We start from the raw sequence: 15,094 nt of genomic DNA, 5'->3' as shown, positions 1-15,094 counted from the left end.
TTGGGCTACCTTCCGAGATTCACAAAGTTGACTGGCCCGACGAACCCGAGCCGGCGGGAGATCGCGAGTGCCACTTCGGACACTCGATGAGGGACCACGTCTTGTTTTCCGAGCATCCGCTCACGCGGGCCCGCCACGCTGATCGCGCAGATGGGCATGCCGCGTTCGTCGCGGATCGCGGCGCCGAAGCACAGCACGTCCGGCTCGTTCTCGCTGTTGTCGATCGAGTATCCGCGGGCGCGGATTTCGTCGAGTTCGACGCGCAGTCTCGCACGGTCGGTGATCGTGGTCGGGGTGTGCGCGGTCAGGTCGAGCCGGTCGATGAGGGCGTCGACCTCGTCGATCGGCAGAGCCGCGAGATACGCCTTGCCGAGTGACGTGCTGTGCATGGGGCGACGGACGCCGAGCAGCCGGCGGACCGCGATGGAGTGGTCGGTGACGTCCTCGTGGGCGACGTACACCATCTGCTCGTCATCGCGCACCGCCATCAGAGCGGCCTCCGACAGCTCCCGCGACAGATCCCGCAGGTGCGCCTGTGCGGCGAGGTAGGGGTCGAAGTTGCTCAGAGCCGCCATGCCAAGGGTGACGGCACGCTGGCCGAGCTGCACCTGCTCGGTCCCGTCCCAGTCCACGTAGCCCCGCTGGCGCAGCGCACCCAAGATCCGGTAGGTGGCGCTTCGCGACAGCCCCAACCGCTCCGCGATCTGCACCGCTGTGATCGATCGCTCCGAGGCGAGCAACTCCAGGATCGCGAACCCGCGCTCCAGAGTCCCAGCCAGACGGTCAAGCTCCGCCATAGCACCCTCTAACGGCCCGATTAATGGGAGGTGAAACCGATAATTGGGAGCGAAGTTACTGATAACGCCGCGATGTGTCAATAGTTGGTAATGCGAGGATTTGCTCCACCCCATCTCCCGTTCCGAACGTGCGCGACGGAGGACCGCGTGACCATCGGCAGCCGGCGGTGTGCGCCGGGTGTTCGCCTGGAACTGCGCGAGGGGCAGCACACGCCTGGAACGAGCGATCGGCGTCAAGACCAACCCCGAACGCGGCGGCCACGTCAGGGATGTCTACGTCAGGGACGTCACCGTGGGGCAGGCCGCCGACGCGGTCATCGAGGTGGCCCTGAACTACGAGAACAAGGACACCGGCCCGCACTTCCCGGACGTGGGCGGGCATCGATATTCGCAGTCTGCGTGCCGGACGGGCGCCTCGGGGCGTTCTACCTGATCGGCAATCCGGGCAACCCCATCCGCGGCGTCCAGGTGACGAACAGCGTGTTCGAAGAGATGGCCGAGGAGAACGTCGTGCGCGACGTGACCGGGCTGGACCTGCGCAACGTGTGGATCATCGGTCGGCGCGTCTAACCAACCTGGGCTCAGGCGAGATCGAACTGACCGTCCTTGACGCCTGCCGTGAAGGCTTCGAAGTCGGGGCGAGTGAAGACCAGTGCTGGTCCGTGGGGGTCCTTGCTGTCTCGCATGACCACCACGCCAGGGAGGTTGGTCGCTACCTCGACGCAGTTGTTGCCGCTTCCGCTGTAGCTGCTCTTGCGAAACTTGGCCTGGGAGAGATCGATCATGGGCCTAGCTTGTCCTTGACAGTCGAGATCAGCCCCAAAGAGTCCTCTGCGGACAGGGCGGCGTCCAAAATGCGTTCATATATGAGCTTACAGCGGTCGACTTGGTCGGAGCTTTCCACGTAGATGTCGCCTGCCGTGCCTTCCACGTAGGCGACATCGGGGTCGATCTCTTCGGAGAAACTGAGGATGGTGAACGCTCCTTCCAATCCAGCGTGCTCACCCGCGCTGAAAGGAAGGACCCTGATCTCGATGTTGGCTCGCCTGGCGGCGATCAAGAGCGCTTCGAGCTGTTCGTGCATGACTTGATCGCCGCCGATCGGGCGACGGATGGCGGCCTCGTCCAGGATGGCGCGGAGCTGTGGCGCGTCGGGTCGGCTGAGCAGTGTGCGCCGAGCCATGCGGGCCATGACGCGGCGCTGCACCTCCGCTTGGGGGCGATGCAGTGAGATCACGGTTCGGGCGTAGTCCTCGGTCTGGAGCAGACCCGGGATGAGCTGCACTTCCCATTGCCGGATCAGGGCCGCTTCGTCTTCGAGCCCGATGTAGGAGCCGGTGAACACATCGGCGTAGGCGGTCCACCATCCACGCTGCCGTACCTCGCTCGCCAGTTGAATCAGTCCGGCGCGATCAGCGGAGTTGATGCCATAGAGGTCGCACACGGCACCTACATCGGAGCGGCTCGCCATGGTCCGGCCGGTTTCGATGCGACTGACCTTGCTTCGGCTCCACCCGAGCTGTGCGGCGGCGGCTTCGGGTGTCAAACCGCTGTCCTCTCGCAGCTTGCGCAGCTCACGCGCCAGGCGCCGCAGTCTCACGGTCGGGCTGTGACTTGAAGACATGGACTAAGTGTGTCAGATCCGTGCGCATTGTGGTCACCGATAGCTCTAATCAACTTGAAGTTGCACAGTGCATTGACACGATGCTCAGAGTAAGCACATCATGACCGAGAGGAACGAGAAGGAGCAGCGACACCTCAGACGTTGCTCAGCGTGATAGCTGCCGTGACCCATAGGCAGAAGCCCCAGCAACCAGGCGTACAGCGAAGGAGTGAACAATGGCCTACAGCTCGGCTCATGGAGGGCCCCACCGCTCGGCGCCTCTGATGTGGAAACTCCAGCGCCTGAGCGCGTCCCCGACGCGCGAGCCGTCACCCCACGACGAACTCCCCGACCCGAGAACCCCCGTGCCGTCGGGACTGACACAGACCGAGACGAGGCTGCGAATGGACCCTCGGGCCCTCACCCGTAGACAGTGGCCCTGGCACCTTACGAACACACTCCGCCCAGACTCGGCGACGCGAGCGTTTCGGGGAGCCGGGCGATGAGCGAGCGGTTTCTCGCCGAGTTGGTGTTCCCAGGAGTGCCGAGCTCGGTGCCGGTGGCTCGTCATTGCGTCAAGTGTGTCCTGACGACAGCGGGGCATCGGAACGTGACCGGTGTGCAGCTCGTGGTCAGCGAACTGGTCGCGAACGCGGTGATGCACTCCGTCTCCGGCCTTGCCGGCGGGCTGATCACCCTGGACGTCCGGGCGATCGGCAACGACCTGGCGCGTATCGACGTAATGGATGACGGTGGGCTGACCGTTCCCTACGTGCGCCAGCCCAGCGAAATGGAGTGCTCGGGCCGGGGCCTGCAGATCGTTGAAGAGACAGCGCTCCGCTGGGGCATCGGCGACAACGCCCTGGGCGGCAGGGTGACATGGGCCGAAGTGCTCACCACGGCCGACCCGCCGATCTCCGCCCTAGACGTGCCGGCCTACGCGACAGAGGTCTACGCGACAGAGGTGTAAGGGCACCGCAGAAGCAAGCCGGACAGACCGGATGGATCAGCCGAAGGAGCTCGGGCGGCGCTTGAGGTTGATCGGCCGGGGTGAGCGGGACGAGTAACCGGTTGTAGATCTTGGTGTAGAAGACGGCGATACGTATGCGCTCGTCGGTGAGCACGTAGCGGTTGGACCGTGGGAGTCGGCGGATCAGCCAGTTGAGGCGGAGCCAGCGCAGGTCGTAGATCATCTGGCTGGTGCTGTAGCTGGTGGTGCCGAGCAGTCCGGTCATCAAGACGCGAAGGTTCTTGTTGGTGAAGCCGGTGGCGGCGAGCAGCGTCTGGCACAGGGCGCCGGCCAGGGCCATGACCCGAGGATCGCCGAAGCGTAGCGCCGGGGTCCTCCGCCCCACCGCGTCCACGGTGGGGTGCGCGATCCGCTCAAAGGCTGGACTCGCCAGGACGCAGCCCTGGCCGGCACGTTCGACTTCCAGGATGCGCCGGTTGGCGGCGCGGGCCTTGGGCTGAAGCTCCTCAAGGTTGGGTAGCCGGACGTTGCAGCCCAGGCCACGGGGGGCGTTGACGACGGTTTCGATCCGCATCGCGCGGCCGTCTTTGAGGTACTGCTTGATCCGGGAGTGCTTGTAGAAGACGTTGACCAGGACGCCGCCGTTATCACGGCGATCGATCGCGGTGCGAAAGGTCCCCAGGGTGTCGCGACGCACCCGCCGACCGAAGATGATCTCGACGTTGTGCAGGCGGCCGATGTCGAGGTTGTCGGCGATGAGGGCTTCGAAGAAGCCGCGGGCGTGCCGGGGAGCGTCGAAGACCAGGGTGCGGGAGATCTCGATCTGCCGCATGAAGGTCTCCCACCAATAGCCCGCATCGTGGTCCTTCTCGGTGAAAGGCAATGGCAGGCGCGCCAGCCAGCGCTGGACGAATACGTTGATCGTCTCGGAGGCGAGCCGGTCGCAGATCTCCTGCAGGGCGGCTGGGTTCGTGCAGGTGGCGAAGCCGTTGGATAGCTCGGTGTAGCCGAGGCCGGCCTTGGCGGCTTGGCGTTTGGCCCATTCGTGGCCGTTGAACCAGATCTTGCCCGGGTAGGGGAAGTAGGCGCACACCTTGATGAAGGCCGGGCCGAAGTCGGCGTCCCACAGGTAGAAGTAGTAGCAGGTCACCCGCCGGTCGGCCTTGACGAAGCTCCAGCGCGGGGTGCCGGTCGAGGTCTTGCCCTCATAAGCCGTCCAGAGTCGCTGGAATTCCTGGGCCGCCCCGATCACCACGACCCCGGATCGTCCCGTCGCGGCCTGACGGGCCAGATATGGGGTCATCGTCTCCAGCTTGGCCTGGTCCTTGCTGAACTTCACCCACGGGATGTGGTTTGGCCTCGGCGAAGGAGACAACCGCGCGCCGGAATCGATCGCCCAGCTGCTTGAACAGCACGGGCGAGGGAAGCGGGAAGCCCAGGTGCCCGGACAGGAACGCCACCACCTGTGAGCTGGTCTGCAGGATCGGTACGTAGGCGTTGAGGTAGATCCGGTCCAGGCATTCGATGTCCAGCTTCACATGCCCGTCGAGAACGCCGCGTGACCGTCAGCCAAAAGAGCGAAAGTCAAGTCCTTGACCCCGAAGGCTGCGTTCTCGCATTAAGGGATTGAGCATATGGCAAAACCTCAGAGATTTACAAACTCAGCTGTGACCTCGAGATACTCGTCGTTCTGGGTCTCGCCGATAACCACCTCGATCACCCGCTCATTCCATCGACCACTGACGCCAGCGATACATTTTACGTTGCATGCAGTCGGCTGCAATTCGATTCGAGTCCAGCCTTGAGCAGTGAATCTGCCGATAATCCCTTCGACATCTGCAGTTCGGTCCACTGTGGCAGATAGCCATCCACCTTCGTCTCCGGAATCGCATCCATCCTGCCCCTCTAGAGCCGCCCCAATCGGTTCAGGCAGATACTGCGAGACAGCCCTCTTGAGGTCAGCAACTTGCTTGCTGGCTTCTTGCCTACAATCTTCCTCCGACCACCACATGTACTTGCAGCCAGACAGAGATGAGGCTATGACGACAACCATTGCGAAAACTATCGAAGATTTCAGCAGACGAGTCAAATAGACTCGCCTTCTCCACCCACGAATCGCTGATCACTCCAATCAACTGTTAACTATAGCTCTTCGAAGGAGACTGAACTATACCGGCTCTTCGAACTTAAGCGGGGAGGGGCTGGGGGCGAACCGCACTCAGGTGACTGTGAGTGACAGCATGAGGTAGCGATCGCCCCAGATGAAAGACGCCCGCGGCTCTCGTAGATCATGGCTTTTCTCGACGCAGCCGATCTTCAATAAACCACGGGCGTGAACATCTTTACAGAGACTGCCTCCGATGCGACGTTGCTGCTGGGGCTGGAAGGGCGTGGCGGTGCTACGCGTGGAACTGGACGGTGAGGGTCACCGGACGGTCCATCTGGTCAACGATGACGAGACCGCGACGGCGTGCCCGACCTGTGGAGTGTTCGCCACCCGGGTCAAAGAGTGCGTGGTCACCGCGCCACGCGACCTGTGCAGGGGTGGCGAGCCGGTGAGTTTGCGCTGGCACAAGCGTCGCTGGGTCTGCCGCGAGCGCCAATACCCACGCGGCTCGTTCACCGAACGGATCGGCCAGGTCGGTGCCAGGATGCGGACAACCGCCCGGTTACGCCGCGCCTGCGGACGAGCGGCGGTAGATGGCGGGCGCACCGTTGCCCAGGCCGCCCGCGATCACCGGGTCTCCTGGCCGGTGGCGATGCATGAACTACGCGCCTACGCCGCCGAGGTCCTGCCCGCCTAGCCCGCACCGACCGCGGCGATCGGGATCGATGAAATCCGCCGGGGCGCCCCCCCGCTGGGAGCAGGACCCCGACACCGGCAAGTACCGGCTGATCACCGACCGCTGACATGTCGGCTTTACCGATCTGGCCGGCGATCAAGGACTGCTCGGCCAGGTCGAGGGCCGGGTCTCGACCGTGGTCGCCGCCTGGCTGACCGCCCAGGGTGCCCGGTGGAGGCGCGCCGTCACCCATGTGGCGATCGACATGTGCCAGGTGTTCCGTTGCGCGGTCCGCGCCGCGCTTCCGCACGCGGTCATCGTCGTCGATCATTTCCACCTGGTCCAGCTGGCCAACACCAAGCTCGCCGAGCTGCGACGACGGCTGAGGCTTCACCAACCGCCTCCTGCGCCACCACCTCGCGCCCCTGCTGGGGCTTACTCCCGAGGCCATGACCAGCGGCCAGATCAGCTACGACCTGCGCAGACTCCGCGCCCACGGCATCATCACCCGCATCCCGCACAGCCGCACCTACCAGGTCACCCCCACCGGGATCGCACACGCGCTCTTCATCACCCACCTGGCCCAGCGATTCCTTACCCAGATCATCGATCCCGACCCACCGGCCGACAGCCGTCTACGCTCCGCCTCACGCGCCTACCAGGCTGCCATCGACGCCCTCGCCCGGGACGCCCACCTGGCCGCCTAACTGCGACTATCACCCAGCGTTACACCGCAGCCGCCACCATCAGCCACACACACCTCAACATGACTCGATCTTCAAAATCCCGGAGGCGAAAGGAAGCTACGATCGATAAAGATCGAGTCTAGGACCGCTTGCAGCATCCGTTCAACTGTAATGAGGGACAAGGGTAGCAAATCGATAAATATCTACAGCAACTAGGAGGATCAAGCCAACAACTACAATCTTTCTCCTCCACAGGAACGCGATAGACGCCGCAGTGAATAGTATGGCAAGCCCGGACGAAACAGCCGTGATTGTCACCATGTTCACATCAGTGTAATCCGGCATACTAGAGTCCCAGTCGTAGTTAGTCGGCATAAAGCTTGCTGCCATCGCAAGCACGCCCAGCATCCCGCTTATTACCCCCATTACGATGCGCGCCACTTCGGCGGTCTTATGGGCAGCCGACAGGCGACGGTGTATTTCCTGCGTATATTGGGTGCCTGCATCAGGTATTCTGTCGGACGATTCCATGCTCTAAAACCTCCCTTCCGGGGCTACCAGCTTATGGGCCCCTGAGTTGGAATCGGCTATCCCGCCGTTTGGAAGCCTAGAGCAACCCCTTCGCTATAGGCAGATAGCCCATGTATCGATCGGCATATTCTTCTGCTTTTGCTCCTGACCCATTATATTCATATGCGACTCTACGCTGAACCGTGGGCGAGGACCACGGGGCCGGCCACCCTGTTTTAATGTAGGCCATATACGCCGCGACCGTAAATATATTAACATTATGGTCCCGAATGGTTGCACGGAGAAAGTTGTATTGAACATCAGTCATTTGACTAGGCGTGTATCCTAGCGCCCTGGCGGCGTTTGCCATGTTGATCGATCCTACACCAAATGTCGTTGTCCAATCCCTCTTTCCCGTAAACCTTCCAATAACGCCATCTCGCCACGCTGTCGCTAAAGTATCGGCAGCAGTAGGCTTACCCCCAGCTTCCGCGTAGAGAATCCCCGCAAGCAAGTAAGGGGGTATCGAGAACATCTTTGCCGCGGCCTTAATAGTGTTCTTATAAGCACTTATGAAAGCCTTCTTAAATTTCTCTACATAGGCTTGCGCCCCCTTCTTGTCCCCTTTGGCTTTCAGATAGGCATAATGAGCCGCCATCTTCGTTGTCCATTCGGGGCCGTTCTTTGTGCCATACTTCATCGCCGCAACTAGAATGTCGTAGTGCCCCTTAGTAATACACCCAGGGACACCTTTCCAGGCGTAACATCCGGACTTTGCCGGCGTAGCTTTACCTGCACTTGAAGGGGCCGCCCAGGCATTTTTCAACCCACTAGAGCCGAGCGTGGACCACAGTTCGGCTAGATCCTTATCAGACATGCCCATCACATAGGCGACCATGTATGCTTCGCGGACCTCGCCTTTTTCCTTCCAGTATCCCCTTGGCGCCGGTCGGCCGTTCTCCATGACACCGATCCGCTTCGCTTCTTCCACCGAGAATCCGGGGTCCCATTCGACGGCCTCGATCCAACTCGGATCTACGATGGCGGCACCGCAGTCGCCGTAGGTGGTGCAGCCGATGGCTCCGCCTCCCGCATCGCCGATGGATTTGCAGCTCCCGATATACAGTCCGCTTCCTCCACATCCTCCAAGCACGATGCCGTACTGGGCGTAGACGTCGCCGGCCGATTGGTGGTCGATGCCTGGCGTGTAGGAGGAACTGCCGATGCTGGCGGTGGCATGGCCGGTGGGGTCGGTGCCGGTCAGGGGTGAGGCGTTGGCGTAGGTGTAGCGGTTGGCCTGGACGGACGGGTTGGGGGTGAGGGTGGCGGTGTCGCGGCTGGTGAAGGTGCCGCTGCCGGGCTGATACCAGCGGGCGTGCATGTTGACCTTGCCGGTGTCCGGGTCGGTGTATTCCCCCTGGTAGCCGAGCTGGGTCTTGGCGCCTGTCTGGGCGGTGACGGTACCGAACGGGTCGTAGGCGGCAGACGTCTGCAAGCTGCTGGTGAAGGTGGCTACCAGGTCGCCGTGCAGGTCGCTCAGTGCCGCCACCGCCGCGCTGGTGCCTTCCTGCAGGCCGAGCAGAGCGCCGGCGGGGTCGCGGGCGTACCGGGCTTGGACGGCGCCGCCGCTGCCGGCGATGGCCGCCAGGTCGTTGCCCAGGCCGGAGTAGGCGAAGCTCTGCTTGGCGGTGCCGCGGATGCGGGAGGTGACCCGGTCGAGGGCGTCGTAGCTGTAGAGGCTGTCGCTATCGGCGATGAGCCGGTCGAAGGCGTCGAACGTGTACTGCGTGGTGGTGCTGTTCTTGGTCTGGCTGGCCAGGGTGCCGCGCGGGGTGTAGCTGTAGTCGGTGCCGTCACCGCTGGTCAGGCGGTTGCGTTCGTCGTAGGTGAAGGTCGCGTTGCCAGCCCTGGTGCGATTGCCCGCGGCATCCCACTCATAGGCGGTGGTGGCGCCGCCGGGGGCGGTCCAGGAGGTGAGCCGTCCGGCGTGGTCGTAGGCGTAGGTGTTGGTGCCCGCTCCGGCGGTGCCGGTGGTGGTCTTGGTGGTGAGGTTGTCGTCTTTGTCCCACCCGTAGATGATCTTGGCGAGCTGGGTGCCGGAGCCATTCTTCAGCGTGTGGCCGGTGAGACGGTACATGGCGTCGTAGTCGAAGCTCTGGGTGCCGGCCTGGCCGCTGGTGGCGCTGACGGTCTTCAGGCGACTGGCCGGGTCGTAACCGTAGGTGAGGGTACGGCCGGTGACCGGGTCCGTGGCGGTCGCGAGACGGTTGGCGGTGTCGTAGGTGAAGGTGGCGGTGCCGGCGGCGTCGATGCGCTGGGTGGGGTTGCCGAGCGCGTCGTAGGCGTAGGCGGTTTCCTGCGTGGTGCCGCGTGAGACCTTCAGCGGCAGGCCGCGGTCGTTGTAGTCGACCGTCAGGTCGCCAGCGGTGGTGGGGCGGCCAGCAGGGTCATAGCCGAGAGTGCGCTCGGCGCTGGCCGCGCCGCCCCCGACGCCGGTCTCCTTGGTGACACGGCCGAGGTGGTTGAAGGCGCGGTCGATGCGCACGCCGCCGGGCTGGACGGTGGCCACCTGGTTGCCGGCCGCGTCATAGAGGTGGGTCCAGGTGCGGTCGGCTGGGTCCGGATGCGCACTCGTGATCGGCTCGGTCACCGTTTCGACCAGGCCGAGGCTGTTGTAGCCGGTCCAAGTGGCGTTGCCGCGGCCATCGGTGAGCCGGGTACGGGCACTGGTGGCGTCGTAGCCAAAGCTCGTCGTGATCCACTCACTTGCGGAGACCGGCTCGATGAGCGAAGTAGGGCGACCCAGCGCGTCGAAGGTCTGCTTCGTCACGTGCCCCTCGGGCGAGGTAGCGCTAATCGGGTTGCCTACGGCGTCGTAGCCGTAGCCGAAGGTGCGAAGCACCGTGCCGGTGGCGTTCAGGTCCTTGGTGGCGATCTTGCGTCCGGCCAGATCGTATTCGGCGACGGTGGCGTTGCCGTTCGCGTCGGTCGTCTTGACGAGACGACCGGCAAGGTCGTAAGCCATGGTGGTCGTACTGGGCGCAGGGTCGGTGGTGGCGGTGACCTCGCTGGCCGCGTTGACCGTGAAGCTGGTGACCTTGTTTCCCGGAGCGGTCTGCTTGACCAGCCGACCGGCGTCGTCGTACTCCATCGCAGTCGTGTAGGCGGCAGTGGCGGGCTTGCGCTCGATCTGCGTGGCGGTGATCTGCCGCCCGAGATCGTCATACGTGGCCTGGCTACGCGCGCCGGTCGGGTCGACGCCGGCCAGCTTCTCCCCGGCCAGGTCGTACTCGGTCACCCAGGTGCCCGCGTTCTGGCCGTCAGGGGCAGGGTCGGTGACACGGACCTGACGGCCGAGCTGGTCATAGTCGAAGGTGGTGACGTAGCCGCGCGGGTCGGTGGTGTTCTTGCGCTGCCCGGCCGCGTCGTAGGCGTGGCGGACGGTCGAGGTGATCGCGCTGCCGCCCGGCGGCGTGTACTGCGGCGCAATGCTGCTGGTCAGCCGTCCCGCCTTGTCGAAGGTGGAGACGACGGTGCGGCCTTCGGCGTCGCTCTGGTGGGTCTGGTTGCCCACGGTGTCATAGCCGACCTTGGCGGCCGGGCGGGCCTGGCCAGTGGTGCCGTTCTTGTCCACCTGCACCTGCGGAGCGATAGTCTCCACCAGTCGGTCGAGGATGTCGTAGCGCAGCGTGGCGGTGTAGTCGACGGCGTTCGCCCCATCGGCGTTGCCGCGCGGGTCGGTGGTGGAGACGATCAGGCCGCGATCGTCGTAGCCGGTGGTGGAGACCAGGTCCTGAGCGCCGTTCTCGATCGTTTCCTTCGTGGTCTGGTTGAGCTTGTTGTAGGCGTAGCTGGTGGTCTCGGTGCGGCTCGTGCCGGCGGCGGTCAGCGTGGACTGGGTGACGTTGCCGTTGGCGTCGTAGGCGAAGGCGGTGGTACGGGCCAGCGCGCCGGGGTCCAGGATCTGGGCGGTGAGCCGGCTGGCGGCGTCGTAGTCGAAGACGGTGGTGGTGAGGCCGCCGCCGGTGGTCTGCTCGACCAGGTTGCCGGCCGGGTCGTACTCCTCGGCCTTCACGACCACGTCCCGGGGCGTGGTGGAGCCGTTGAGCTTGGCGTCGTCGGCGAGTTGCTGCTTGAGCCGGTTGTCCATCCAGTACACGTTGGTGGTCTTGCGGCCCATCACGTCCACGCTGGATGTCAGGCGTCCGGCCGGGTCGTAGCCGCGGGTCTCCAGCACCACGTCCGTGGCCGGCTGCGGGTTGACCGGGCTGCCGGTCCAGCCCTTCAGCGTCTGCGTGGTCAGCTCGCCGCGCTTGCTGTAGCTCTGCTCGATGACCGTGCCGCGCGCGTCCGTGGTGCGGATCGGCCAGCCGCGGTGGTTCCACTCCTGCCGGGCGACGCCACCCTCGGCGTCGGTGACGGAGTTCTGGCGGCCGTGGTCATCGTAGGTGTAGGTGGTGGCGCGCTCGGCTTCGCCACCGGTCAGGTCCGCGATCGTCTGCGTCAGCGGACTGCCGTCCGGATCGTAGGTGATGCGGGTCTGCGCGGTGTGCGTGACGTTGCTGATCTCGTTCTTCACGCCGGGGACGGTGCTGGTCAGCGGGCGGCCGCGCCCGTCATAGGTGAAGGTGGTCTTGGCGCCGTTCGGGAACGCTTGGGAGATGCGGGTGCTGGCGATCAGACGGCCGATCGGGTCGTAGTCGAGCTTGGTGACCAGGGCTTCGGGGTCGGTCTGCTCGGCCAGATCACCGGCCGCGGTGTAGCGGTAGCTCCACTGGCTGCCGCGGGCGTCGGTCTTGGTCTTCACCAAACCGGCCGGGGTGGTGCCGCCGCCGACCGCGGGCTCACTGCCGTCGGTGTAGGCGGTGCTCACCGAGCGGCCGGAGGGGAAGTCCGCGGTGGCCGGAGTGGTCTGGTTGGTCTGCTCCCCGTAGGTGTTGTACTCGGTCTTGGTGGCGTAGGTGTTGTCAGTGTCGCCGGCCGAGCGGCCGTCGCGGTAGGCCGTCACCTGGTCGTTGCGCGGATCGAATGGATCATCCGGGTTGAGGTAGTAGGACCAGAACTCGATCGCGCACTCGCCCGGCGCCCGGCAATACTTGCGGCCCAGCGTGTTGCCGCGCTTGTCCTGATAGATGTCGTGGACGATGTCGTTGCGGTCGATCACCTTGGTCAAGAAGCCCGCCTGGTCGTACTCGTGCCAGGTGGTATGACCGAGCTGGTCGGTCTCGCCCCGAATCCGGTATCCACGCCACGCGTCGTACAGGTAGACGAGCGTGTTGTTGTCCGGGTCGGTCACCGTCACCTGCGCCTCGCCGTACTGCTGCTCGACGCCGATGTTGCCGATCTTCCAGGTGCCGCCGTTGCTGTCGGTGTGGGTGGCGATCCGGTCGGTCTTGGCGTCGTAGGTGTTGACCGCCCACACCCGACCGGACGGCAGCGTGGTCTTGGTGAGTTTGTGCGGCGCCCCGGTGCGGGTGGCGTAGTGGCCCTGCACCTCGGCCGCGGTCAGCGGCTTGCCGTACAGCGCGACCTCATCGAGTTGGCCCTGGAACGGGAACGCCTGCACCGTGGACGGGACGGCCGGGGATTTGGCAGGGTCGGTGACGCCGTTGCCGAGCGTGGCATACGTGCGCCACGCGGTCACCTGGCCGGTCATGGTGCCGACCTGCTGGCCGTCCAGGTACAGCGTCTGGTCCTGCCCGGCCACGGTCAGCGCCACGTGATGCCACTGCCCGTCATTCACCGCCCCGGCCGAGGTGATCGGCGTCATGACGGCGTCCAGCGAGCCGCGCAGCTTGCCGTCGGTGCCCACGTACAGCATCGCCCCGCGCGCCAGGTTGCTGGACTCGGCGGTGCCCGCCGCCATGATCACACCGGATTGGGTGGTCTTGAACCATGTCTCCACCGATAGCTGATCACCCAGATGCGGGACGGTGCTGGAAGGCAGCTTGACCACCGACCCCGCCGCGAAGGTGGCCGCGGTGTCGGTGGTGCCGGCCAGCGCGCCCGGCTGGGCCAGCGTGATGCCCTGATAGGTCAGGTCGCCGGCGCCGGTGCCCAGGTCCTCGCCGCTGGTGGCACCGGCGGCCTCGCCCAGCCGCCAGTAGCCGAACGGGTCGGAGTTGAGCACGCTGCTGCGATACAGCGACCCGTTGCCGTACTCGTAGCTGGTGCAGTTCGGGGCCGCCACCGGCGCGCACACCTGCGTCAACCGGCCCGCGTCGTAGCCGTAGGTCCAGGTCAGCGCCGTGCCGTCGATGGGGTCGCTGGAGATCGATGCCACCCGGTCCGCCTGCCAGGTGAACGTCAGCGATCGGCCGCCGACACTGGTGACCTTGGTCAGCTTCCCGCCCGTGTCGTAGGTCAGTTCCTGAGCCCGGCCGCGCTGGTCGGTGATTGAGGTGAGCCGGCCGGAGGTGTCGAAGCGGTAGTTGGTGGAGGCCTTGTCCATCAGCCGCCAGGTCCCGCCGCTCTGCTCGGCGAGGGTGGCGTGCGTGCCGGGCGGCGGCTGGAAGGTGCCATCCCCGTTGGCCCGGAAGCGCACCTGCCGCCCGTTCGGGTAGGTGACCAGCGCCGACGTCGACGCTCCCCGCACTTCCTTGACGATCTTCATGTCCCAGCGCGTCGACCAGCCCGGCCCGAACATCCCGTCGGTGCGCGGATCCAGGCCGTTGTAGGTGCGCACCACCGACAGCGGCGGCCCCGCCGTGGCCACCTCCAGGTCGGTGAAGGTGCTGGTGTAGTTGCCGTTCTGCTGGTTGAACTCCTGCCCCGCAACCCCGGAGTTGGCCAGGTTCGAGGTGATCGCGGGCTGCCGCACGCCGGTGGTGAACGTCAGCACCGGCGAAGTGGTGGTCGAGGAGTCGTAGGAGTCCCGGACCGTGACCGTCCACCAGTACTGCTTGCCCCAGGCCAGCTTCCCGGCCGGCACCGTCCAGGTGTTCTTGTTACCCGCCACATCGCCCGACGACGTACACCCCGTGCCGGACATCGACTCGACATCACAGATCTTGAACGAGTACGACATGGCGTAGTTGCCGTTGTTGCTCTGCCCCCACGCCCGCAGCGACGGCGTCAGCGAATCGACCAGATATCCCTGCTTCGGGTACACATCCACCAGGCTCGGCACCGCCAGCAGCGCCGCGTCGGCAGCTTCAGCCCGCAGCACCCCTCCCGGCAGCCGCTTCGACTCAGGCGTATCGGCCTGCGTCGTGTCTGGTGTCCGGTCTTCCTGCGGCACCGCACCCTTGGGCGGCTGCACCTCAGCGCGCCAACCGCCCGAAGCATTGGCCACCGCGGGCAACTGCGTGGCCGGCAGCAACGACGGCAGCCCCGCAGCCGAACCGGTCATCTGCTGCGGCAGCACCGGTAAGGCCCCGGAATCCTGCTCCATCGCCGCCGCGGCCGCCGCCAGCACCGGTTGCCCCTGCACCACCAACAGGCCAGGCGCCAGACCAACAAGCGTAAGAACCGTTCCAACCGAACGACGCCATGACAGAACCCGGCGCATGCGCCATCACACTCCGAACCACAACGAAAGACACCGACAAGGGCACCAACCGTCGCTCTCCGCTACAGGGCGACAAGCACTCCCCCGCGCAGCTCGGAGCCGATCAACATCCGACGATCGGCGTAAGAAAATCCGACCAATCCGGCAATAGGCTCGAACATCACGAATCAGAAATATCTGGTAAGAGACGCTCCGTAACCTGGCATAGCGCACATGCCGCAGCCATGACGACTAA

The 15,094-nt window shown here is 64.9% G+C and carries 12 protein-coding genes and 1 pseudogene; 6 read left to right on the top strand and 7 right to left on the bottom strand.

All coding sequences use genetic code 11. From position 1 onward, the window contains the following. Positions 1-5 precede the first annotated feature (5 nt). Complete coding sequence (locus EJK15_RS15215) at positions 6-797, bottom strand: IclR family transcriptional regulator (protein WP_171074315.1); 792 nt, start codon at positions 795-797, stop codon at positions 6-8. Between the two features lie 169 nt (positions 798-966). Between EJK15_RS15215 and EJK15_RS15210 the strand changes: the two genes are divergently transcribed. Both EJK15_RS15210 and EJK15_RS70550 read left to right on the top strand, forming a co-directional pair. After that, on the top strand, positions 967-1,230 hold the full coding sequence (locus EJK15_RS15210) for a hypothetical protein (protein WP_171074314.1): 264 nt from the start codon (positions 967-969) through the stop codon (positions 1,228-1,230). After that, the gene (locus tag EJK15_RS70550; RefSeq protein ID WP_171074313.1) at positions 1,197-1,367 is read left to right on the top strand and encodes a hypothetical protein; all 171 of its coding nucleotides are present in this window, start codon (positions 1,197-1,199) and stop codon (positions 1,365-1,367) included. The genes EJK15_RS15210 and EJK15_RS70550 overlap by 34 nt, the downstream gene beginning before the upstream one ends. A gap of 11 nt (positions 1,368-1,378) precedes the next feature. On the opposite strand, the gene EJK15_RS15205 is transcribed toward EJK15_RS70550, so the two are convergent. Together EJK15_RS15205 and EJK15_RS15200 are read right to left on the bottom strand one after the other, a co-directional pair. Continuing rightward, positions 1,379-1,582: a DUF397 domain-containing protein gene (locus tag EJK15_RS15205; protein WP_138711063.1), complete on the bottom strand. Its 204-nt coding sequence runs from the start codon at positions 1,580-1,582 to the stop codon at positions 1,379-1,381. Next, a complete protein-coding gene (locus tag EJK15_RS15200) occupies positions 1,579-2,421 on the bottom strand; it encodes a helix-turn-helix domain-containing protein (RefSeq protein ID WP_138711062.1) in 843 nt (280 codons plus the stop codon). The genes EJK15_RS15205 and EJK15_RS15200 overlap by 4 nt, the downstream gene beginning before the upstream one ends. A 481-nt stretch (positions 2,422-2,902) precedes the next feature. Between EJK15_RS15200 and EJK15_RS15195 the strand changes: the two genes are divergently transcribed. Next, entirely contained in the window at positions 2,903-3,370 is a 468-nt protein-coding gene (locus tag EJK15_RS15195) for an ATP-binding protein (RefSeq protein ID WP_138711061.1), read from the top strand. On the opposite strand, the gene EJK15_RS15190 is transcribed toward EJK15_RS15195, so the two are convergent. Together EJK15_RS15190 and EJK15_RS15185 are read right to left on the bottom strand one after the other, a co-directional pair. Further along, complete coding sequence (locus EJK15_RS15190) at positions 3,294-4,709, bottom strand: hypothetical protein (RefSeq protein WP_138711060.1); 1,416 nt, start codon at positions 4,707-4,709, stop codon at positions 3,294-3,296. The two genes, EJK15_RS15195 and EJK15_RS15190, sit on opposite strands and share 77 nt — an antisense overlap. A 306-nt stretch (positions 4,710-5,015) precedes the next feature. After that, on the bottom strand, positions 5,016-5,423 hold the full coding sequence (locus EJK15_RS15185; RefSeq protein ID WP_138711059.1) for a hypothetical protein: 408 nt from the start codon (positions 5,421-5,423) through the stop codon (positions 5,016-5,018). Positions 5,424-5,730: 307 nt separating this feature from the next. Between EJK15_RS15185 and EJK15_RS15180 the strand changes: the two genes are divergently transcribed. From EJK15_RS15180 to EJK15_RS74500, 3 genes and pseudogenes are all read left to right on the top strand, one after another. Beyond that, positions 5,731-6,174 carry a transposase family protein gene (locus tag EJK15_RS15180; RefSeq protein WP_138711058.1) on the top strand — a complete coding sequence of 148 codons (444 nt, stop codon included), beginning with the start codon at positions 5,731-5,733 and terminating at the stop codon, positions 6,172-6,174. Between the two features lie 175 nt (positions 6,175-6,349). Next, a pseudogene (locus tag EJK15_RS77550) lies at positions 6,350-6,481 on the top strand (transposase); the annotation flags it as partial. 121 nt (positions 6,482-6,602) lie between these two features. After that, positions 6,603-6,860: a hypothetical protein gene (locus tag EJK15_RS74500; RefSeq protein WP_240776994.1), complete on the top strand. Its 258-nt coding sequence runs from the start codon at positions 6,603-6,605 to the stop codon at positions 6,858-6,860. 141 nt (positions 6,861-7,001) lie between these two features. Here the strand turns inward: EJK15_RS74500 and EJK15_RS15170 are convergent, their stop codons facing one another. Both EJK15_RS15170 and EJK15_RS15165 read right to left on the bottom strand, forming a co-directional pair. Beyond that, positions 7,002-7,370 (bottom strand): hypothetical protein, encoded by a 369-nt coding sequence (locus EJK15_RS15170; protein WP_138711057.1) that lies wholly within the window; start codon positions 7,368-7,370, stop codon positions 7,002-7,004. A gap of 76 nt (positions 7,371-7,446) precedes the next feature. After that, positions 7,447-14,859 carry a LamG-like jellyroll fold domain-containing protein gene (locus EJK15_RS15165; RefSeq protein ID WP_138711056.1) on the bottom strand — a complete coding sequence of 2,471 codons (7,413 nt, stop codon included), beginning with the start codon at positions 14,857-14,859 and terminating at the stop codon, positions 7,447-7,449. Between the last annotated feature and the right edge of the window lie 235 nt (positions 14,860-15,094).

This window comes from Nonomuraea basaltis (assembly GCF_005893125.1).
Taxonomy (GTDB): Bacteria; Actinomycetota; Actinomycetes; order Streptosporangiales; family Streptosporangiaceae; genus Nonomuraea; species Nonomuraea basaltis.
This window is presented reverse-complemented; position numbering and strand designations above follow the sequence as displayed.

Coding starts and splice junctions, on each gene's coding strand:
- EJK15_RS15215 (WP_171074315.1), bottom strand. CDS start 797: ATGGCGGAGCTTGACCGTCTGGCTGGGACTCTGGAGCGCGGGTTCGCG.
- EJK15_RS15205 (WP_138711063.1), bottom strand. CDS start 1,582: ATGATCGATCTCTCCCAGGCCAAGTTTCGCAAGAGCAGCTACAGCGGA.
- EJK15_RS15200 (WP_138711062.1), bottom strand. CDS start 2,421: ATGTCTTCAAGTCACAGCCCGACCGTGAGACTGCGGCGCCTGGCGCGT.
- EJK15_RS15195 (WP_138711061.1), top strand. CDS start 2,903: ATGAGCGAGCGGTTTCTCGCCGAGTTGGTGTTCCCAGGAGTGCCGAGC.
- EJK15_RS15185 (WP_138711059.1), bottom strand. CDS start 5,423: ATGGTTGTCGTCATAGCCTCATCTCTGTCTGGCTGCAAGTACATGTGG.
- EJK15_RS15180 (WP_138711058.1), top strand. CDS start 5,731: ATGCGACGTTGCTGCTGGGGCTGGAAGGGCGTGGCGGTGCTACGCGTG.
- EJK15_RS74500 (WP_240776994.1), top strand. CDS start 6,603: ATGACCAGCGGCCAGATCAGCTACGACCTGCGCAGACTCCGCGCCCAC.
- EJK15_RS15170 (WP_138711057.1), bottom strand. CDS start 7,370: ATGGAATCGTCCGACAGAATACCTGATGCAGGCACCCAATATACGCAG.
- EJK15_RS15165 (WP_138711056.1), bottom strand. CDS start 14,859: ATGCGCCGGGTTCTGTCATGGCGTCGTTCGGTTGGAACGGTTCTTACG.